General features: G+C 72.1%; 19 protein-coding genes and 1 tRNA gene. 9 read left to right on the plus strand and 11 right to left on the minus strand.

Going from position 1 to position 18,653, the window contains the following annotated elements:
* Nucleotides 1-47: 47 nt before the first annotated feature.
* Complete coding sequence (locus AB0B39_RS27735) at nt 48-1,577, minus strand: peptide deformylase (protein ID WP_357575778.1); 1,530 nt, start codon at nt 1,575-1,577, stop codon at nt 48-50.
* Between the two features lie 332 nt (nt 1,578-1,909).
* On the opposite strand from AB0B39_RS27735, the gene AB0B39_RS27740 reads away from it, so the two are divergent.
* The gene (locus AB0B39_RS27740) at nt 1,910-2,692 is read left to right on the plus strand and encodes an IucA/IucC family C-terminal-domain containing protein (protein WP_357575779.1); all 783 of its coding nucleotides are present in this window, start codon (nt 1,910-1,912) and stop codon (nt 2,690-2,692) included.
* Nucleotides 2,693-2,737: 45 nt separating this feature from the next.
* Here AB0B39_RS27740 and AB0B39_RS27745 read toward each other — a convergent pair whose 3' ends face one another.
* Nucleotides 2,738-4,567, minus strand: coding sequence for a hypothetical protein (locus AB0B39_RS27745; protein WP_357575780.1), 1,830 nt, complete (start codon nt 4,565-4,567; stop codon nt 2,738-2,740).
* A gap of 211 nt (nt 4,568-4,778) precedes the next feature.
* Here AB0B39_RS27745 and AB0B39_RS27750 point away from each other — a divergent pair, with 211 nt between their 5' ends.
* Complete coding sequence (locus tag AB0B39_RS27750) at nt 4,779-5,489, plus strand: class I SAM-dependent methyltransferase (protein WP_357491892.1); 711 nt, start codon at nt 4,779-4,781, stop codon at nt 5,487-5,489.
* Nucleotides 5,490-5,553: 64 nt separating this feature from the next.
* Here the strand turns inward: AB0B39_RS27750 and AB0B39_RS27755 are convergent, their stop codons facing one another.
* Nucleotides 5,554-6,096: a YbhB/YbcL family Raf kinase inhibitor-like protein gene (locus AB0B39_RS27755; protein ID WP_234582588.1), complete on the minus strand. Its 543-nt coding sequence runs from the start codon at nt 6,094-6,096 to the stop codon at nt 5,554-5,556.
* A 143-nt stretch (nt 6,097-6,239) separates the two neighbouring features.
* Between AB0B39_RS27755 and AB0B39_RS27760 the strand changes: the two genes are divergently transcribed.
* From AB0B39_RS27760 to AB0B39_RS27770, 3 genes are read left to right on the plus strand one after another with little or no spacing between them, the layout of a single operon-like run.
* Nucleotides 6,240-6,395 (plus strand): hypothetical protein, encoded by a 156-nt coding sequence (locus AB0B39_RS27760; protein WP_357575781.1) that lies wholly within the window; start codon nt 6,240-6,242, stop codon nt 6,393-6,395.
* Between the two features lie 47 nt (nt 6,396-6,442).
* Nucleotides 6,443-6,949, plus strand: a complete 507-nt coding sequence (locus tag AB0B39_RS27765) for a helix-turn-helix domain-containing protein (protein WP_357575782.1) — start codon at nt 6,443-6,445, stop codon at nt 6,947-6,949.
* Nucleotides 6,946-7,488 carry a DUF6036 family nucleotidyltransferase gene (locus AB0B39_RS27770; protein ID WP_357575783.1) on the plus strand — a complete coding sequence of 181 codons (543 nt, stop codon included), beginning with the start codon at nt 6,946-6,948 and terminating at the stop codon, nt 7,486-7,488. The genes AB0B39_RS27765 and AB0B39_RS27770 overlap by 4 nt, the downstream gene beginning before the upstream one ends.
* Nucleotides 7,489-7,504: 16 nt before the next feature.
* On the opposite strand, the gene AB0B39_RS27775 is transcribed toward AB0B39_RS27770, so the two are convergent.
* Nucleotides 7,505-7,591 (minus strand) — tRNA-Ser (locus tag AB0B39_RS27775).
* Nucleotides 7,592-7,902: 311 nt separating this feature from the next.
* Here AB0B39_RS27775 and AB0B39_RS27780 point away from each other — a divergent pair.
* The gene (locus tag AB0B39_RS27780) at nt 7,903-8,880 is read left to right on the plus strand and encodes an NAD(P)H-quinone oxidoreductase (RefSeq protein ID WP_357575784.1); all 978 of its coding nucleotides are present in this window, start codon (nt 7,903-7,905) and stop codon (nt 8,878-8,880) included.
* Here AB0B39_RS27780 and soxR read toward each other — a convergent pair.
* Complete coding sequence (soxR, locus tag AB0B39_RS27785; protein WP_357575785.1) at nt 8,863-9,318, minus strand: redox-sensitive transcriptional activator SoxR; 456 nt, start codon at nt 9,316-9,318, stop codon at nt 8,863-8,865. The two genes, AB0B39_RS27780 and soxR, sit on opposite strands and share 18 nt — an antisense overlap.
* Nucleotides 9,319-9,363: 45 nt before the next feature.
* Here soxR and AB0B39_RS27790 point away from each other — a divergent pair, with 45 nt between their 5' ends.
* Complete coding sequence (locus tag AB0B39_RS27790) at nt 9,364-10,059, plus strand: transketolase (RefSeq protein WP_357575786.1); 696 nt, start codon at nt 9,364-9,366, stop codon at nt 10,057-10,059.
* 5 nt (nt 10,060-10,064) lie between these two features.
* Complete coding sequence (locus AB0B39_RS27795) at nt 10,065-10,958, plus strand: transketolase (protein ID WP_357575787.1); 894 nt, start codon at nt 10,065-10,067, stop codon at nt 10,956-10,958.
* On the opposite strand, the gene AB0B39_RS27800 is transcribed toward AB0B39_RS27795, so the two are convergent.
* A complete protein-coding gene (locus AB0B39_RS27800) occupies nt 10,944-11,651 on the minus strand; it encodes a glycosyltransferase family 2 protein (RefSeq protein WP_234582594.1) in 708 nt (235 codons plus the stop codon). The two genes, AB0B39_RS27795 and AB0B39_RS27800, sit on opposite strands and share 15 nt — an antisense overlap.
* Before the next feature lie 123 nt (nt 11,652-11,774).
* Between AB0B39_RS27800 and AB0B39_RS27805 the strand changes: the two genes are divergently transcribed.
* Nucleotides 11,775-14,027: a glycosyltransferase family 39 protein gene (locus AB0B39_RS27805; protein WP_357575788.1), complete on the plus strand. Its 2,253-nt coding sequence runs from the start codon at nt 11,775-11,777 to the stop codon at nt 14,025-14,027.
* 66 nt (nt 14,028-14,093) lie between these two features.
* Here AB0B39_RS27805 and AB0B39_RS27810 read toward each other — a convergent pair whose 3' ends face one another.
* The 5 genes from AB0B39_RS27810 to AB0B39_RS27830 form a co-directional block, all read right to left on the minus strand.
* On the minus strand, nt 14,094-14,693 hold the full coding sequence (locus AB0B39_RS27810) for a hypothetical protein (RefSeq protein ID WP_354857291.1): 600 nt from the start codon (nt 14,691-14,693) through the stop codon (nt 14,094-14,096).
* A gap of 56 nt (nt 14,694-14,749) precedes the next feature.
* Nucleotides 14,750-16,216 (minus strand): HAMP domain-containing sensor histidine kinase, encoded by a 1,467-nt coding sequence (locus AB0B39_RS27815; RefSeq protein ID WP_357575789.1) that lies wholly within the window; start codon nt 16,214-16,216, stop codon nt 14,750-14,752.
* The gene (locus AB0B39_RS27820; RefSeq protein ID WP_357575790.1) at nt 16,209-16,901 is read right to left on the minus strand and encodes a response regulator transcription factor; all 693 of its coding nucleotides are present in this window, start codon (nt 16,899-16,901) and stop codon (nt 16,209-16,211) included. The genes AB0B39_RS27815 and AB0B39_RS27820 overlap by 8 nt, the downstream gene beginning before the upstream one ends.
* 93 nt (nt 16,902-16,994) lie before the next feature.
* A complete protein-coding gene (locus AB0B39_RS27825) occupies nt 16,995-17,507 on the minus strand; it encodes a hypothetical protein (protein ID WP_234582600.1) in 513 nt (170 codons plus the stop codon).
* Nucleotides 17,508-17,618: 111 nt separating this feature from the next.
* Nucleotides 17,619-18,632, minus strand: a complete 1,014-nt coding sequence (locus AB0B39_RS27830) for an aminoglycoside phosphotransferase family protein (protein WP_357575791.1) — start codon at nt 18,630-18,632, stop codon at nt 17,619-17,621.
* Between the last annotated feature and the right edge of the window lie 21 nt (nt 18,633-18,653).

Here is an 18,653-nt window from a genome sequence, read left to right on the forward strand (position 1 = left end):
GCGCGTGCCCCTGCCCCCTGGGGCACGCGCCCCGGCCCCCGCCCTGGTCAGTAGCGCCAGGGTTGGCCGGTCTCCCGGTATTCCTCCACCGGCACCAGCGGCACGCCGGGCGCCATTCGGTCGACGTAGAGCCGCCCTTCCAGGTGGTCGATCTCGTGCGCGACGAGCCGGGCCATGCCGAACTCGAACGACGTGATGATCCGGCTGCCGTCCCACTGGGCGTGTTCCACGTCGAGTCGCAGCGGTCGGGGCACCAGACCGCGATGGTCGAAGAAGGAGAGGCACCCCTCGTACTGCTCGTCGGTCTCCGGGTCGGCGTCCACCACCCGGGGGTTGAGCAGGACCACCGGTTCCGCCGACCGGTCGGGGGGTCGGACCACTGCGGCGGCACGGCCGATGCCGAGTTGCGGTGCGGCGATGCCCACTCCCTTGCTGAACGGGTGCAGCTCGTCGAGCCGGGACAGGGCCATGGTGAGTCGGTCCACGACGTCCCTGGCCACCTGTTCGTCGCCGGGCAGGTCGAATTGCCGGACCTGCTGTCGGAGGAGGTCGGCCCCGCGCTGGACGATGCCGATCCCGCGCATCCGCTCGCTGGGGCGGACCCGGGTGCCGCCGGGGCCGACGTCCGGGTCGCTGTCCGGCCGGGCCCGGAAGCGCCACTGCATCCGGTAGCGGGCGTTGAGCGGCGGGGCGTCGGTCTGCCAGTCGTAGATCGCCCGGTCGCCCTCGTCGCGACGCTGCGGCGCCGTCCGCAGCGGGCCCTCCTCCGCGGAGAGCGAGGTCTCCACGCCCCAGACCTGCGGGTCGAGGGCCGCCGGCAGGTCCAGGCGTACGGCGAGGTGCCGGGTCGGCAGCCGGACGGCCCGCTGGAACCAGGGGCCCCACTTCTCGTGCCCGACGCTGTACGCGTACTCGATGATGGCCCGGTCACCGGGGTAGAGGGGGAAGCGCCGCTCGCCGTTCTCGAAGAGCAGCCAGATCTCCTTGAACGCGTCCCGGTCGTGTTTCGCCCGCCAGTGCATCGGCTCCGGGTCGCCGGCGTCGTCGTCCCGCCGGGCCTGTAGTTGCAGCTCGGCGAAGGTGAGCGGGTGTTCCCGGTGGTGCCGGTTGGAGCGACCGGGGTCGTTCGGGTAGCGGTCCACCGCGACGCGGACGAGGTAGCGGGTGACCGGTTCGGTGCCGGCGTTGTAGAGCTCGCGGCGGATGACGCACCGGTAGGCGTCGTCGGTGTGGGTGAGGGTGGCCAGTTCCCGTTCGACGACGAGGCCGGTGCCGGGAGGCAGCCACTGACCGGGCAGCGGGGGCTCGCGGTGCGGTTGGCCGGAGCGGGCGTGCCGGAGGTCGTCGTACTCCCGGAAGCGCTGCCAGATCGCGCCGCTGGCCTCCAGGACGGCCTCGGCGCGGCGGGCGAAGTCCTCGGTCGGGCGGTGTCGGCGGCCCTCGACGTGGCTGACGTAGGACGGGTCGAACCCCATCAGGATGGCCAGCTGCTTCTTGGACAGGCCCCGCCCGGCGCGCTGGCGGGCGAGCTCGGCCGCGAAGGAGTCGGCAGCCCGTTCGAGGGGTGACGTCGTCATCGGCTTCCTCGTGGCCGGGAGTATCAGTTTCACGTTCCGTGGCGAAGCGCACACGCATCTGCCACCTTGTCGACACAACGCTTGACAATCCACCGACGGTGATCGATCCTGCGGCGGCGTTTTCGGAGGCCGGGTGCGGGTAGTACGCCGGGGCGCGGAGTGCTGCTCCCGCCGGGAGCCGGAGTGACCCGGGCCTCCCGATCCGACCGAGGCAAGGCTTCCCTTAGGCCGCCAGGCGTGGTTAGGCTAGCCTTAGCTCAGGACGGCGCTGGTCGTCCGCCGGGGCATGCTCCCCGGTCACGCGGACGGGGGATGACACGGTGACAGCGGTGATGCCGAGGCGGGACGTGACCGCCACGCCGCTCGCCCCCGTCACCGCGGCGCTGCGGGCCATGTTCGGCACCGACGACCTTCCCGGTCTCGCCCGCGGCCTGCTTGTCGACGACGAGTTCGGTTGGGCGCCCGCCACCACCCTGATCGACGGCACCCGCCTGCCGGAGCTGCTGCACGCGGCAAGCGTCCGCTGGGGCGGTACCCCACACGCCTGCGCCGCGCTGGCCTGGAAGTCGTACAGCTACTGGACGTCCCTGCCGGTCGTGCTCGGCTGGGCCTCGGCCCGCCGGGTGCCACTGCTCGACCCGTCCGACGTGCTGATCCACTTCGAGGACCACAGGCCCCTGCTCACACTGGGCCTGCGCCACGGCACCACAGTGGCCGTGCTGCCGAACGACCCGCTGGCGCTCTCCGGCCTGCCGGAGGTACGCGTCGTCGCCGGCGAGGCCGAATTGCTCGCCGAGCTGCGCGCCTCCCTGCTCGACGCCCACCTGGCGCCGCTGATCGCGGCGATCCAGGCGGAGGTGCGGGTGGGCACCCGGACGCTGCTCGGCTCGGTCGCCTCCGGCATCGCGCACGGCATCCTCCGGGCCGCGGACGCCCTGCCGGGCTCGACGGTGCAGAGCATCGACACCCTGCTCGGCGCGCTCGACCTGGCGGACCTGGTCGAGCTGGTGCCCGGCCCGACCGGTGAGCCGAGCGTGCAGCGACGCACCTGCTGCCTGGCCTTCACGCTGCCCAGCCCGAAGGTCTGCCAGGGCTGCTGCGTCCGCCAGGGCTGATCCCGCGCGTCCGACAAGGCTGATCCCGGCGCGTCCGACCCCCGCTCAGTCGGTCAGCGGCCGGACGTCCCACACCCAGACGCCGCCGGTGAAGACCGGTTGGATCCCGGTCAGCTCGGTCATTCCACGCCGCAGTTCCAGCTCGTGCTCGTGCGGCCCGAGGATCACCACGCCGGCCCGCCAGTAGCGCAGGTCGTCGACCGCGTTGACCCGACTCTGCGGGGTGATCGGCGGCACCGCGCCGGTCCGTCGGATGGTGGCGAAGAAACTGCTGGTGGGCCGGGGTGGCGCGGTGAACAGCGCGACCTTCGGCGGCTCCGCGCTCGGGCGGGTGTCCGGTCCGAGGAAGTAGCCCCGGGCCAGCGGCATGTCCAGTCGGGTCGCGGCGGACCAGCGCAGCGGCTCGGCGTAGTTGGTGTCCGGCAGCGGCAGGGTCACCACACTGCGCCCACCAGCCACGTACGGCCGCCAAGCCCCGCTGGTCACGAAGGTGGGGACCGGGTCCAGCTGGACCACGGGCAGCGGGGTGGGCAGGATCGGCAGCAGGGCCATCGTCAGCACGGTCGCGGTGGCGAAGCGGATCTGCGGGCGGGCGGCCGGGCGCGTACGGGCCAGTTCGCGGGCGCGTTCGGCGCCGTAGGCGAGCAGCACCCCGACGATCGGGGTGATCGCCAGCGCCCACCGGGTCGGCACCACCGAGTGCAGGATCGGCAGGTTCTCCAGCGCGGCCCAGGGCCCCGGCACGCCGGTGCCGTGACCGGCGAAACGGATCTCCCGCCCGAGTGAGAGCACCGTGAAGAGCAGCCCGAGCCCGGCCAGCGCGAGCACGACCACCGAGCGCCGCAGCCACCAGATGAGGGCGACCACCAGCACGAGCAGCGACCAGCCGAAGAAGCTGTTCTCCTCGGTCGGGTTCTTGGCCAGCCCGGCGGCGGTGCGCGGGCTGCCGGCCAGCGATTCCCGGGAGTACGCGACGAACGAGGCCAGGTCGCTGGAGTAGCCGCGGATCAGGCTGGACAGCCCGGAGTAGGCGCCGGGTCCGAAGAACTGCACATACAGCGGGTACGCCAGCAGCAGACCCGCGACCACTGCGGCGACGGCCAGGCCCGCGAGGAAGGACCGGGCCCGTGACCGCAGTGCGGGGCGGCCGATGGCAAGCGCGCCGACGATCACGCCGAGCCCGATCGCGGTCATCAGCAGGATCTCCAGGTTGAGAAACGCCTGCCAGACGATCACCAGCGCGAGCAGCAGCCCGTTGCGCAGCCAGCGGCCGGGGTCGGCGAGCCGCAGCGTACGCCAGATGATCAGTGGGACGACGAACTGCGACACGATGTTCGGGTGCCCGTTGGCGTGCGACACCATGGCCGGCGCGAACGCGCAGAAGCCCGCGCCCAGCCAGGCCGGCCCCCGGGCACCGATCAGGACGCGGGAGAGCAGGAAGTACCAGGCGGTGGCGGTGGCGACCATCCCGAGGGTGAGAAAGAGCAGGAATGCCGCACGTGGCCCGAACAGCAGGGTGATCGGTGTCATTGGCAATGAAATGGATAATACGGACGTATTTGCCATGAGGTTGACGCCGTCCGGCACGTTCATCTGATCGGAATGGAACGGGTACGCGAAATGCGTGACCACTCGCGCACCGTGCGCCATCATCCATTCGAACTGTTGCTGGTCGGAGCGGTTGTCCCGCACGCCACTTCCCGGATCCCACCAGAGACGGCCGGTGACCCAGAAGGCGAGCACCACGAAGCTCAGCACGGCGGCCAGATCGGTCCACTTCCCGTTGCGGCGCAAGCGATCGCCGCCGCCGGCCTCCTCCACCGGCGACGCGGTGGCCGGGCCGTCGCCGGGCGCGTCCGGTTCGGGAGTAGTCATGACAATTCATAGGGTAGTCAGCGTATGGCGGCACCGTGACATGTTTCGGGGTACTGCCGTACTATGTGCCGGGTTCGCCGACCGCCGATCACGTGCCCACCCCCCGACCGCAATTCGGCCAACCGCTCCCCCGATTCTTCTGCCATCCAAGCGGATGATTCACTCTGTCGGTCCAGGCACGGGTCGAGTTCATATCGTGAGGAATCGACGCATGGCAGAAATCACTGGGGATCAGCGCGTCCAGTCCGAGGTGCTGGAGGGCCTGGCAACGGCCGTCAACCACCGCCGCTGGTTCGTCGAGCTGGCGGTGCCGTACCTCGGTGACGACCCGATCGAGATCGGCAGCGGCCTCGGTGACTACGCGCTGGAATGGTCGCAGCGGCTGCCCCGGTTCACCGCCACCGAGGCCGATCCCGACCGGCTGGTGCAGCTCAAGGAGCGCCTCGCCGAACAGCCCGGCATCGACGTCCGGCAGATGCTGCTCCCGCACAGCGACCGGGGGGACTACAGCGCCGCGGTCTCGTACAACGTCCTGGAGCACATCGAGGACCACGTGGGCGCGCTGCGCAGCATGCGCGACCTGGTCCGCCCCGGCGGCGCGGTGATCATCATCGTGCCGGCGTTCCAGTTCGCCATGAGCCCGGCGGACATCGCCACCGGCCACGTCCGCCGGTACACCAAGAAGACGCTCGGCACGGCCATGACCGAGGCCGGCCTGACGGTGGAGAAGATCCACTACGCCAACGCACTCGGGTTGATCGGCTACTTCATGGCCACCAAGGTCTTCCGGCTGATGCCGAAGGAGGGGCCGATGGTCAAGGTGTACGACACCCTCGTCCTCCCCGCCACGAAGGCCGCCGAGCAGGTCGTCCGACCCCCGTTCGGCCAGTCCGTCTTCGCGGTGGCCCGCGTCCCCGCCTGACCCACCCCGCCCCGCGATCTTGCACTCGACCGTGCACGGACAGTGCAAGATCGCGGGGTACGGCTCACTCCTTGATCTGGTACGTCGGGCGGATGACCGCCCTCGCCAGGGTGTGGAACGTCAGGTTGAAGCCGACGTAGGCCGGGCTCGCGTCCGGGGTGAGGTCCAGGCGGTCGACGTCCAGGGCGTGCACCGCGAAGACGTACCGGTGCGGGCGGTCACCGGGCGGCGGGGCCGCCCCGCCGTACCCCTGCTCGCCGTAATCGTTGCGGACCGAGAAGGCCCCGCCGAGGTCGGTGCCCGCCGCGCCGCCCGCGCCGCTGGGCAGCTGCGTGACGTTGACCGGCACGTTCACCAGCACCCAGTGCCAGAAGCCGCTGCCGGTCGGGGCGTCGGGGTCGTAGCAGGTCACGGTGAAGCTCTTGGTCTCGGCGGGGAAGTCCGACCAGGTCAGCTGCGGGGAGACGTTCTCACCACCGGTGCTGCCGTGGGCGTGCCGGGCGTCCATCGGCTCGCCGTTCTGCACGTCGTCGCTCGTCAGCGTGAACGAGGGCACGGTCGGCAGCAGCTCGTACGGGTCCGGGGCGATCGGTCGTTCGAGGGTCATCGGGACGGCGTCCTTCCGGTCTGGGCAGATACCTGCCCTTCATACCCCGTTCCGGCCCGACCAACGACCAGATGCGTCGGTTGTCCGGCGGCACCGGCCGGAGGCTATGGTTGGCAGCCCGCAACTTTCCACGGGGGGAATACTTGCTAGGGATCTGGCGCGACTTCCTGGTCGCCGTCGTCACCGCGCTGCGCAAGCCGGACGAGCAGGCGCTCGCCGAGGAGCGCCGACGCGCGGTCGAGCGGCTGGCCGACGAGACGATCCGCCAGAACCGACGGGACGAGCCCGAGGATACGTAGCCGCGAAGCGAGTTGTGTTTTTAGCGTTTGTAGCGCATTCTCCAATCATGGTGACGACGGGTGAGGACCTTCTGACCACCGGTCAGGTTGCCAAGCTGCTTGGCTCTTCGCGCCAGCAGGTGGTCAACCTGTGCGAGCGTGGAGAACTGCCGTTCGTGAAGGTCGGCGCGCATCGGAGGATCAAGCGGGACCAGGTTGAGGCGCTGCTGCGGCCGAAGCCGGAACTGAACCGTGATCAGCTCAAGTCGCTGTGGCTGCACCAGGCGATAGCGGGCAGTTTGGTCACCGACCCGGACGCGGTACTGGGCAAGGCCAGAGAAAATCTGGACCGACTCCTTCGGCAGCACCGAGGAACCATGACCGAGGTGTGGCTGAAGCGTTGGCAAGACAAGATCGACGAGGGTGTGAACGCGGTCCTCAAGGCGCTGACCTCGGATGATCCGGAAGCTGTGGAGCTACGACAGAACTCGCCATTCGCTGGGGTCCTGTCACAGCCACAGCGCAGGAAGGTGCTTGAATCCTTCAGCCGCAGTGGCTGGGAGCGAGCGGCGTGAGACGCGAGCAACTCGAGCATGTCCTGCGATCCGCGTGCCAGATCGTCGGAGATCCTGACGTCCTCGTCATCGGCAGCCAGTCGGTGCTGGGGGCGATCCCGGAGAGCAGACTTCCGCTGGAAGCCACCGCCTCGATGGAGGTCGACGTGGCGTTCTTCGACGACCCTGACGCCCGGAAGGCTGACCAGGTCGACGGCGCCATCGGCGAACTCTCGCTGTTCCACGAGACGAACGGCTACTACGCCCAAGGCGTCAGCGTATCGACCGCGAGGCTGCCCGATGGGTGGCGGGACCGGCTGATTCTGGTGGAGTCCCAGAGCACCCACCCGGGGCGCGGCTACACTCTCGAACCGCACGACTGCGTGGTGTCGAAGCTGGTAGCTGGCCGGGAGAAGGACCACGCCTTCGCCGACGCGCTGATCCGGGCCGGGCTCGTCGACTCAGCAGTGGTCGCGGAACGGATCGAGATGGTCGACGTTCATCCCCTGGTGTTGAAGCGACTGAGGGACTGGATCGCCACCTACCTGCCAGTGACGTGACGCCCACGGCATTGTGCGGAGGGTGTGGGATTCGAACCCACGAAGACATCGCTGCCTTACCGGTTTTCAAGACCAGCGCCATCGGCCACTAGGCGAACCCTCCTGGACCGCCACCCATGGGTGCGCGGCCGTGAACAGTCTGCCACGCCACCCGTCGGACGGCTCGGCGTCCCTCCCGGAAGCGCCGGTCAGGCGGGCGCCGCTGCGTCCACTGTGGCGCGGACCGGCGTCACTCATGGGCATCGGGCGAGCGTCGCCAGCGTGCAGCGTCGTGATCAACTCGCGTTTCAGGAAAGCGGGGCATCAGATCGTCATGGATGCCCCGCTTTCCTGGAACCCGGGCGAGCAACGACGACCGGAGCGCGCCGCGGGGTGCGTCTGCGGCCCACGGGCGTATCGGGTAAGACTGAGGCCATGCGAGCCATCACCGTTCCGCAGCCCGGTGGACCCGACGCGCTGGTGTGGGCCGAGGTCCCCGACCCGGAGCCCGGCCCGGGCGAGGTGATCGTCGCGGTGCGGGCCAGCGGAGTGAACCGCGCCGACCTGCTGCAACGGCAGGGGCACTATCCGCCGCCGCCGGGTGCGCCCGCGTACCTCGGGTTGGAGTGCTCCGGGGTGATCGACGCGATCGGGCCGGAGGTGACCGGTTGGGCCGTCGGCCAGGAGGTCTGTGCGCTGCTGGCCGGCGGCGGGTACGCCGAGCGTGTCGCAGTGCCCGCCGGGCAGCTGCTGCCGGTGCCGGCCGGCGTCGACCTGGTCGACGCCGCGGCGCTGCCGGAGGTGGCCTGCACGGTCTGGTCGAACGTGGTGAGGGTGGGCCGACTCGGCTCGGGTGACACGCTGCTGGTGCACGGCGGGGGCAGCGGGATCGGCACGTTCGCGATCCAGTTTGCGGCGGCCCTGGGCGCCACGGTCCTGGCGACCGCCCGCGCGGCCAAGCACCCCCGCCTGCGCGAGCTGGGCGCAGCGCACACGATCGACTACCGGGAGCAGGACTTCGTCGAGGAGGTCCGCAAGGTCACCGACGGCCACGGCGCGGACGTCATCCTCGACATCGTGGGCGCGTCCTACCTGGGCCGGAACGTCGCCGCGCTGGCGACCGGCGGCCGGCTCGTGGTGATCGGGATGCAGGGTGGTCGCAAGGCCGAGCTGGATCTCGGGGCGCTGCTGGCCAAGCGGGCGAGCGTCGCGGCGACCGCGCTGCGCTCCCGACCGCTGGCCGAGAAGGCGGAGATCGTCCGGGGCGTACGCGATGAGGTGTGGCCGTTGGTCGAGGCCGGCGCGGTCCGCCCGGTGGTGGACCGGCGGCTGCCGATGGCCGAGGCTGCCGAGGCGCACCGGCTGGTCGAGTCGAGCGACCACGTCGGCAAGGTGCTACTCACCGTCGGGTGAGGCGCGGGGCAGCATGAGGCGTGCGCCGGGGCCCTCGCCGGCCAGCGCGTCCCCCGGGTTGTAGAGGGTGCAGCGTTGCAGGGACAGGCAGCCGCAGCCGATGCAGCCGTCCAGGTCGTCGCGGAGTTTGGTGAGCAGCCGGATCCTCTCGTCCAGGCGGCCGCGCCAGCTCGCGGAGAGCCGCTCCCAGTCCTGCGGGCTGGGCGTACGGCGGTCGGGCAGCGACTCCAACGCCTCGCGGATCTCGTCCAGCGAGACGCCGACCTGCTGGGAGATCCGGATGAAGGCGACCCGCCGCAGTTCGGTGCGGGCGTAGCGGCGCTGGTTTCCGCCGGTGCGGTTGGCGCGGATCAGACCGAGCCGCTCGTAGTAGCGCAGCGCCGACGGCGCCACGCCGGAGCGGACGGATAGTTCGCCGATGGTCAATGAGTCCTGCATCACGGTCCTTGAAATGAAGTGCACTTCAACTCACACGCTAGTGGCATGGCAACCACACTCACCACCGACAGCAGTGCCAGGCTCCCCGGCCTGATCCGGCGGTTGACCGGCGACGAGAAACACGCGCCGAGCGCCCACTCGACAATCGACGTGATCCAGGTCCTCTACGACCGGGTGCTGCGGGTCACCCCCGACACCGTCGACGACCCGGACCGGGACCGGTTCCTGCTCTCCAAGGGGCACGGGCCGGCCGCGTACTACGCGGTGCTCGCCGCACACGGGTTCATCCCGGAAGCCTGGCTCGACGACCTGGGCGGGCCGGACAGCCGGCTCGGCCACCACCCGGACCGGGTGCTGGTGCCAGGCGTGGAAATCAGCTCCGGCTCGCTCGGCCACGGGCTGGGGTTGGGCGTCGGCACCGCCCTCGGCCTGCGCGCGCAGGGCCTGCTCGCCCCCCGGGTGTACGTGCTGCTCGGCGACGCCGAGTTGGACGAGGGGTCCAACCACGAGGCCATCGCGTACGCGGGCGCGACCGGTCTGGACAGCCTCACCGCGATCGTGGTGGACAACTCGTCGGCGACCCACGGCTGGGCGGGTGGCATCGCCGGTCGGTTCACCGTCAACGGGTGGACCGCCGACACGGTCGACGGCCGGGACCACACCGCCCTGTACGCGGCGCTGACCGGGCACCGGCCGGGACAGCCGCACCTGGTGGTCGCCCGCGTCGAGAGCAAGGGATGACAGTCATGCGTACCGCCTTCATCGACACCACCACTGCCCTGCTCGACGAGGACCCTCGCACCGCCCTCGTGCTGGCCGACATCTCGGTCAGCCAGTTCGCCCCGGCGGGCCGGCGGCACCCGGACCGGGTGCTCAACGTCGGCATCCGGGAGCAACTGATGATCGGCGTGGCCGGCGGCCTCGCTCTGACCGGGCTGCGCCCGATCGTGCACTCGTACGCGACGTTCCTCGTCGACCGGGCGTACGAGCAGATCAAGTTGGATCTGGACCACCAGGGCGTGAGCGCGGTGCTGGTCAGCATCGGCGCCTCGTACGACGCCGCAGAGGAGGGCCGCACGCACCAGTCACCAGGTGACGTGGCGCTGTTCGACTCGCTCGGCGACAGCTGGACCGTGCGGGTGCCCGGTCACCCGGACGAGGTCGCGCCGCTGCTCCGGGACGCCGCGGCGGGCGACGATCCGGTCTACCTGCGGCTCACCGAGCAGCGCAACGCCGAGGCGTATCCGGACGCCGACCGACTACGGGTGCTGCGGCGGGGCGGGCCGGACGCACCTCTCGTGGTTGCCGTCGGGCCGATGCTCGACACCACGCTCGACGCGACCGAGGGAATGGACGTGACGGTCGCGTACACCCACACCCCCCGGCCCTTCGACACGGCCGGGCTGCGGGCGCTGGCCGGGACGGACGTGGTGCTGGTCGAGCCGTACCTGGCGGGGACGTCGAGCGCGGTCGCCGGGCACGCCCTGGCGGACGTGCCGCACCGGCTGCTCACGCTCGGGGTGGGCCGGACCGATCTGCGGCGCTACGGCGATGCCGCCGACCACGCCCGCTGGCACGGCCTGGACGCCGCAGGTCTGCGGCGGATGATCGGCGCGTTCCTGGGATCAGCGCGCGGATGACACGGCGGGACGGCGGCGAGCGCGCTCGCGACCGAGGATCCAGATCGCCTCGACGCCGTCCTTCCAGGTGATCTTCTTGCCCTCTTCGCGGCCCCGCGCCCGGTAGCTGATCGGCACCTCGTACGGGCGGATCTTGCGGCGCAGCAGCTTGCCGGTCACCTCGGCCTCCATGCCGAAGCCCCGCGAGCGCACCTCCAGCGACCGGTAGAGCTCCACCGGCATCAGCTTGAAGCAGGTCTCCAGGTCGCCGATGTACGAGTTGAACAGCACGTTCGCCGCCATTGTGACGCCCTTGTTGCCCATCACGTACCAGAAGCTGTAGGCGCTGTGGCTGCCGAAGGTGCGATTGCCGTAGACCACCGTGGCCCGCCCGTCGAGCACCGGGTCGAGCAGCTTCGGGATGTCCTGCGGGTCGTACTCGAGGTCGGCGTCGAGGATGACCATGAAGTCGCCCTCCGCGCTGTCCACCGCCGTCTTGATGGCCGCGCCCTTGCCCGCGTTGCGCGGGTGGGTGATGACCCGCAGGCGGGCGTCGTCAACGCGACCGAGGACCTCGCCGGTGCCGTCCCGGCTGCCGTCGTCGACAACGACCAACTCGATCTCGCAGGGGTAGTCAACCGCCAACGCCTGCTTGAGGGCGTCTGCGATGCGTTCTTCCTCGTTGTAGACAGGCATGAGGATCGAGAGCTTCACGGGAATCTCCACGGGGGCGACGACACGTCGGGCATAGCCTAGCCCGACTGGTCAGGCCGACGGTTGCCGCCACCGTCGGACAACCGGCGCGACGATTCAGCCAGATGGTGTTTACTTCCGGCCATGTCGGCTGCCGGCTCCCTGCTCGCGGTGCTCCCCGCCGCCTCGTTGCTCCTGCTCACGGTCGCGACGAAGCCCCGCGGGGCCGACGCGGTGGGGCCGTCACGGCTCGCCGTGGTGCGCGCGGCAGTGGTCGCCGGGGCGTACGCGGTGCTCGTCGTCGAGGTGCTCGGCGCGCTGCACGCGCTGACCCGGCCGGCGTTCGTCGCCGCCTGGCTGCTCTTCCTGCTCGCCACCGCGACGGCGGTGGGCCTGCGCTGGCACCGGGACACTCCGCCCGCCGAGGTGCCCGCCGAGATGCCGGCCGCGACGGCCCGGCGGGTGCCGGTCGGCGCGGCGGTGACCGCCGGCGCGGGCCCGGAGACGTCCGTCCCGCTCGCCGACCGTGGCCCGTCCGGCGGGCGCGACGCCACGCCGGTCCGGACCGGTGAGGTACGCGCCGGCCTGCGCAGAGCAGCCGAGATCTGGCGTACGGCGAGTCGGGGCGAGCGACTGCTCGGCGGTGGCATCGGCGGGCTGGTGCTGCTGGAGTTGCTTGTCGCGCTGCTGGCCGAGCCGAACAACTTCGACTCGCAGACCTACCACCTGCCCAAGGTCGAACACTGGGTGGCCCAGGGTGACCTGGACTTCTGGCCCACCGCCATCCACCGGCAGGTGACCATCCCACCCGGCGCGGAGTACCTGCTCCTGCACCTGCGCCTGCTCACCGGCTCCGACGCGCTGCACAACCTGGTGCAGTGGGCCGCCGGGGTGCTCTGCCTGCTGGTGGTCGCGCGGATCACCGCGCAGCTCGGCGGCGGCCGGCGGGCTCAGTTGATCACCGCATTCGTGCTGGCCACCACGCCGATGGTGGTACTACAGGCGACCAGTACGCAGACCGACCTGGTCTGCGCGGCGTGGGTGGCGTGCGCGGCGACCCTCGCCCTGGACGGGCTGCGTCGGCGGACCGGTTGGGGCACGCTGCTCGGCCTGGGCGCGGCCACCGGGTTGACGGCGGTGACCAAGACCAGTGGCCTGCTCGCGGTGGGCCCGCTGCTGCTGCTGTGGGGCCTGGCCCAGCTCCGGCTGGCCCTGGCTGACCGCGCACCGGCCGCCGACCGGGCACCGGCCGCCGGTCGCGCGCCGGCCGCCGGTCGCGCGCCGGCCGCCGGTCGCGTTCGGTCGATCGGTTCGGTGGTTCGCGTCGTCGGTGGCTCGGCGCTGATCCTGGTGGTGGCGGCGCTGGTGGTCGGCCCGTTCCTGACCCGGGTGACCGCCGAGTTCGGGAATCCGCTGGGCCCCCCACGGCTGCGGGAGTCGATCCCGATGGAACGGCACGATCCGGCGTCGATCCTGGTCAACGCCCTGCGGATCGGGCACACGGCGTTCGACACGCCGCTGGCGCCGCTGCGCAGCGCCAGCGCGGACGCGATCATCGAGGGCGCGGACGTGCTGGGTGTCGACCCCCAGGACCGGGCGATCACCTTCGGTCGGGAGGTCTTTCCGGTGCCCGCCTGGTACCCGGACGAGGACCGGGTGGCGTTCCCGATCGCCGGGGCACTCGCGGTGCTCGGCACGCTCGTCGCGCTCGTCCGCCCGCGTCGGCTCGACCTCGGGCCGGTGGGGCCGCTGCGCTCGTACGCCGTGGTGGTGCTGACCACCGTGCTGCTGCACACGTCGATGCTCAAGTGGCAGCCGTGGGGCAACCGGCTGCTGCTCTACGCCCTGGTCCTCGCCGTGCCGCTCGCCGGCCTGTGGCTGGACGCGCTCCTGCGCCGCCACACGAACCCGGAGCCCTCAGTGCCGGCACGGCGGCGGTCCGTGGCCACCGTGGCGACCGTCGCCGTGTTGGCCACCTCGGCGCTGGCCGGGGTGCTGGCGCTGTCGTACGGCTTCCCGCGCCGGCTCGTCGGCTCCGGCTCGGTCTTCACCACCTCGGACTGGGACACCCGGTTCCTGCGCCGGCCACAGTGGGCCGACGAGTTCCAATGGGCCGCGACAGCGGTCCGCGACAGCGGCGCGCGGCGGATCGGGCTGGTGGAGCAGAACGACAACTGGGAGTACCCGTGGTGGCTGCTGCTGCGCCAGCCGGACGGTGGCTCGCCGGACCTGGTGTCGTTGCAGTCGGTCCTGCCCGAGCGGCCGCCGGCCGACCCGGCCTCGATGGACGCGATCGTCTGCACCGGCAGTCAGCCGGCCTGCGCCAAGCTGGTCCCGGCCGGCTGGCGGTTGGAGTTCCGCGGGTACGTGGGCTACGCCCTGCCGCCCGGCCGCTGATCGCCTGCCGCTCGGGCGCAGCCGCGCAGGGACGGGCCCCCGGGCGTACACCCGGGGGCCCGTCGCTCACTTGTCGCGCGGGATGAGGATGAGCCGGGCGACGCCCTTGTCGCCGTCCTTGGCACCGGCGACGCCGAGCTTCGCGCCGACCTTGACCTCGCTCGGCTGCACCGTCGCGCGTCGCTCGACGACCCGCAGGTCGTCGCCGAAGGTCCAGGTCATCGTGAACCCGTCGGTGGACTTGACGGTCATCGAGTCGCCGTCGATGGCGGTCACCTCGCCGCGCTGCACGGCCACGGTCTGCGTACCGTTGTCCTTGGTCTGCACCACCGCCTCGCCGTGCAGGGTGTTCTTGCGCAGCTGCACGCGGGCCTGGTGGCGCTTGCGCCACTCCTCGCCGCGCTTCTGCCGGTCCTTGTCGCGAGCCGTCGGGGAGGCGCCCGGCGTCGGAGTGGCCGGGGCGGCGACGGTCTGCACGTCCAGGTCGGTGGCGTCGAAGCCCATCGCGGTAAGCGCCTGGCCCTCCACACCCATCGCGGCGGCGACCTCGACCGCGGCGTCCCGCGCGGGCTGGCTGGCCACCTCGGCCGCGCCGCAGCCGCTGACCCCGAGCGCGACCGCCGCGAGCAGTGCCGTGGTGCCGGTGACGAATCCCCAACGTGGCATGACTCTCCCTCTCGTCCGTGGAGCCCTCAGCCTTCCCCGCGCGGACGAGCGGACCGTCAGGCCGATGTTCGGGTCAGGTAAGGATCACCGGGCAGCCGGACCGTGAAGGCGGCGCCGCCCTCGGGCGCGTGGCCCGCGACGATCTCGCCGCCCAGCCGCCGGACCAGCCCGGCGGCGAGTGCCAGGCCCAGCCCGCTGCCCACCTTGCGCACCCCCCGGTAGCGCTCGTGCAACGCCCCCCGCTCGAACGCCACCGCCAGGTCGTCGTCGGTGAAGCCGGGCCCGCCGTCGCGGACCTCCAGCACACCGCCGGCCGCCGGGTCCGCACCGACCGGCCGGACCGCGAGCACCACGGGCGCCCCCGGGGGTACGACCCGCAGCGCGTTCTCCAGCAACCCGTCCAGCACCTGTCGGATGCGACCCGGATCGGTGTACGCGGACACCGGCTGAGCGGGCGCCTCCACGCGGAACGACACACCCACCGCGGCGCACCGACCCGACCAGGTCGGCTCGGCGTCGGCGGCCAGCCGGGTCAGGTCGACAGGCACCGGCTCCAGCGGAAAGTCGGCGGCCTCCAGCCGGGCCAACGCCAGCAGGTCGCCGATCAGGCGGTCCAGGTGCTGGGCCTCGACCAGCATGGTCCGGCCGGTGTCGGCGGTGCCGTCCGCGTCGATGACGCCGTCGGCCAGCGCCTCGGCGTACCCCCGGATCGCGGTCAGCGGGGTCCGCAGCTCGTGCGAGACGGAGAGCAGGAACTCACGCTGCCGGCCCTCGCTGGTGGTCAGGGCCGCCGCCAACCCGTTCAGCGCCTCGGCCAGGTCGGCGACCTCGTCCGGCGGTTCGACAGGCACCCGGACGGCGCGGTCTCCGGCCCGCAGTCGGGCGGCGGCGGTGGCCGCGACGCGGATCGGTCGGGCCAGTCGGCGGGCCAGCAGGAGACCGGCCACCACGCCGGCGGCCAACCCGGCCAGCAGCGGCAACCAGAGGCTGAGCAGCACCTGCGCCCACAACCCGTTCGACGAGGCGCGGGACAGCACCACCCCGTTGCCGCCCGGCAGCGCCCGGCCCTCCACCAGGGCGCGGTGGCCATTGACCGGGCGGCGGGCCGACACGTTGCGGCCCTGCCCGATCCGCTGCACCACGCGCGGCGGCAGGCCCGACCGGTCGACGGTCCCGCGCCGGATCAGGTACGCGTCGATGCCCTGGTCGCGCAGTTGCTGGATGAGCCGCTCCTCGTCGACGGTGCGACCCCGGTCCAGCCGGGTGCGCAGCACCTCGGCGGCGAGTCGGGCCTGCGCGGCGAGCGCCTGCTGGTCGCGTCGCTCCGCGCCGCGGATCGCCAGTGGCACCGCGACGATTGCCGTGACGAGCACCGACACCAGTGCCACCGCGCAGGTGACCAGCACCGCGCGGGCGGTAAGCGTGCGGCCGAGACGGCTGCGCCGGGGTGCGGCCGGCGGGCGGGCGCCGACCACCGGCAGTGCCATGGTCGGCGACTCGGCGCGCACCGGCTGCTCAGGCATCGACCGCGTACCCCACGCCCCGGTGGGTACGGATGACGCTGGCCGGGCCGAGCTTCGCCCGCACCTGCGCGACGTGCACGTCCACCGTGCGGGTCCCGGCGTGCGCGGCGTAACCCCAGACGCCGGCCAGCAGCTCCTCCCGGGTGAAGACCCGGCCCGGCCGGGCCATGAGATGCGCCAGCAGGTCGAACTCGGTGGAGGTGAGCTGCACCGGTACGCCGCCGGCGGTGACCGTCCGCCGGGCCGGGTCGAGGGTCACCGGGCCGACGATGCGCTGTCGTTCCGCGCCCTCGGGGCCACCGGCGGTGCGGCGCAGCACCGCGCGGACCCGGGCGACCAGCTCGCGCGGACTGAACGGCTTCGTCACGTAGTCGTCGGCGCCCAGCTCCAGGCCGACGATCCGGTCCACCTCGTCGTCGCGGGCGGTGAGGAAGATGACGGGCGTCCAGTCACCGGCCTCGCGCAACCGGCGGCAGATCTCGGTGCCGGGGAGACCGGGCAGGGCGATGTCCAGGACGCAGGCGACCGGCCGCAGCCGGCGGGCGGCGCTCAGGCCGGCCTCGCCGTCGCGTTCGAGGTGGACGCCGAACCCGTCGCGGGTGAGGTAGAGCCGGACCAGGTCGGCGATGGCCGGCTCGTCCTCGACCACGAGGACGAGCCCGCGGTGCGGCGGTTCGACTGTCACCGGCCCATGATTGCCGACCCGGTCGGTTCGGCGCGATCGGTGCGTGTTCGAGTTCGGTAAAGGAGACGTGAACGGCGACCGGCCCGCCGGGCGTCAGCGCGCCACGGCGGGGCGGAACGCGCTGGGTCGGACGGCGGCCGGCGCGTCACCGATGGTGGCGACGATCCGCTCGCGGGGTGCCCGCAGGCGGGTCCGGAACGCGTGGTTGAGCAGCGCGTCGAGCTGCCACACCTGCTTCGGGTGGCTGGTGCGGATGAGGAACCGCTCGCGGATCCCGTCGATCGCGGTGGCGGCCAGCTCGACCGACCCCAGCCGGGGGTCCGGGCTCCAGGTGACGTTGCTCAGCTCGCGCAGCTCGGTGTTGAGGTGCAGGCGCAGCCGGTGCAGGAGCCTCGTCTGCTGGGTCACCACCAGTCGGCGGTGGGTGAGCAGCAACAGGTAGTCGCCGGTGACCGGACGGTCGGGGCGGCTGCACCGGGTGACCAGGATGGTGGCGTCACCCGAGCCCACGCAGCGGCGGAAGACCGGCATGTGCCGGCTCACCGTCTGTACGGCCAGGCCGGCCTCGGTGGCGGCCGGGAGGAACGTTCGAGAGAAGACGTCCATGACCTGCCCAACGACGTCCCCGCACCGGTGACGTGGGTCACGTCGGACTTTTGGAAGTTCCACGCGGCGCGTCGCACCGCCTGTCCGACTTCCGACCGGGACGGATGTCGGTCAGCCTTCGGGCGCGAGAGGGGAGGCGGCGAAAAGTTCGGCGAGCCATCCGGGCACCGCCTCGGCGTACTCCGCCCGGGCCGGGTCGGCCGTGTCCAGGGCCCGCCGCCAGGAGAGCGACCGGCTCACCGCGCCCAGGTTCATGGCCAGGTCGGCGGCCTCGACGAGGGTACGGCGGTCGTAGCGGTCGGTCCACGACTCCAGGTAGACGTCGCGCAGCCGGGCGAGGCTGGCGTCGTCCGCCGACAACGCGCTGGCGTACCGGATGGAGCGCAGGGTCACCAGCAGCGTGCCGAACGGGTGCGCCACCGAGGCGTCGCCCCAGTCGAAGTAGCGGTACCCGGCCGGCCCGGCGAAGACGTTCCCGTCGTGCAGGTCGTCGTGCTGCACGGTCGCCGGGATGCCGATGTCCGCGAGCCGGCGACACCGCTGCGCGTACGCCGGAACCTCCGCCCGCAGCCGCTCGTACGTTTCGACGGCGAGCCCGCCCTCCGCGCCGACGCGCAGCGAATCGCGATCGTCGAGCAGTTCGGCGAGCAGTCCGGGCAGCACCTCCGGGCGGTGGTCCGGTACGCCGAGGGCGACCAGCTCGTCGGCGTGCGGTGTGGTGGCGAGTTGAAGGGCCGCGTACCCGGGCAACGCCCGTTCCCAGTGCGCCAGGTCGGGGTCGCGGCCCAGCACGTCACGCAGTGACTCGCCGCCGTCCGGAAGCAGCGACCAGCCCCGCTCCCGGTCCACGGCGATCGGGGTCAGCACCCGCTCGGGCGTCAGCCCGGCCAGCATCGCGATGAGGACCGCCTCGTGGACCGTGCCCCGGTTGTTGGCCTTGAACCAGACCGGCCCACCGTCGGTCGGTACCCGCCAGACCAGCGACCACGGCCGGACTCGGGGCTCGACAGGCCCGGTGGCCCGGCGACCGGCGTTGCCGAGTTGCTCGTCGACCCAGGTTCGGGCCTCCTGCTGCCACTGCACGCTGGACCAGTCGGGGGCGCGCTCGTCGGCGATCGTCGTCACGATGGGCACCCTAGGCGGCGT

Origin of the sequence: Micromonospora sp. NPDC049114 (assembly GCF_040648635.1) — a bacterium.
In the GTDB taxonomy this organism is placed as follows: Bacteria; Actinomycetota; Actinomycetes; order Mycobacteriales; family Micromonosporaceae; genus Micromonospora.

Excerpts from the sequence above, each read along its gene's own strand:
- AB0B39_RS27810 (WP_354857291.1), bottom strand. The coding sequence starts at position 14,693 with ATGCCACGTTGGGGATTCGTCACCGGCACCACGGCACTGCTCGCGGCG.
- AB0B39_RS27740 (WP_357575779.1), top strand. The coding sequence starts at position 1,910 with ATGCCGAGGCGGGACGTGACCGCCACGCCGCTCGCCCCCGTCACCGCG.
- AB0B39_RS27755 (WP_234582588.1), bottom strand. The coding sequence starts at position 6,096 with ATGACCCTCGAACGACCGATCGCCCCGGACCCGTACGAGCTGCTGCCG.
- soxR (WP_357575785.1), bottom strand. The coding sequence starts at position 9,318 with ATGCAGGACTCATTGACCATCGGCGAACTATCCGTCCGCTCCGGCGTG.
- AB0B39_RS27825 (WP_234582600.1), bottom strand. The coding sequence starts at position 17,507 with ATGGACGTCTTCTCTCGAACGTTCCTCCCGGCCGCCACCGAGGCCGGC.
- AB0B39_RS27795 (WP_357575787.1), top strand. The coding sequence starts at position 10,065 with ATGCGTACCGCCTTCATCGACACCACCACTGCCCTGCTCGACGAGGAC.
- AB0B39_RS27735 (WP_357575778.1), bottom strand. The coding sequence starts at position 1,577 with ATGACGACGTCACCCCTCGAACGGGCTGCCGACTCCTTCGCGGCCGAG.
- AB0B39_RS27780 (WP_357575784.1), top strand. The coding sequence starts at position 7,903 with ATGCGAGCCATCACCGTTCCGCAGCCCGGTGGACCCGACGCGCTGGTG.
- AB0B39_RS27750 (WP_357491892.1), top strand. The coding sequence starts at position 4,779 with ATGGCAGAAATCACTGGGGATCAGCGCGTCCAGTCCGAGGTGCTGGAG.
- AB0B39_RS27765 (WP_357575782.1), top strand. The coding sequence starts at position 6,443 with ATGGTGACGACGGGTGAGGACCTTCTGACCACCGGTCAGGTTGCCAAG.
- AB0B39_RS27805 (WP_357575788.1), top strand. The coding sequence starts at position 11,775 with ATGTCGGCTGCCGGCTCCCTGCTCGCGGTGCTCCCCGCCGCCTCGTTG.
- AB0B39_RS27745 (WP_357575780.1), bottom strand. The coding sequence starts at position 4,567 with ATGACTACTCCCGAACCGGACGCGCCCGGCGACGGCCCGGCCACCGCG.
- AB0B39_RS27815 (WP_357575789.1), bottom strand. The coding sequence starts at position 16,216 with ATGCCTGAGCAGCCGGTGCGCGCCGAGTCGCCGACCATGGCACTGCCG.
- AB0B39_RS27790 (WP_357575786.1), top strand. The coding sequence starts at position 9,364 with ATGGCAACCACACTCACCACCGACAGCAGTGCCAGGCTCCCCGGCCTG.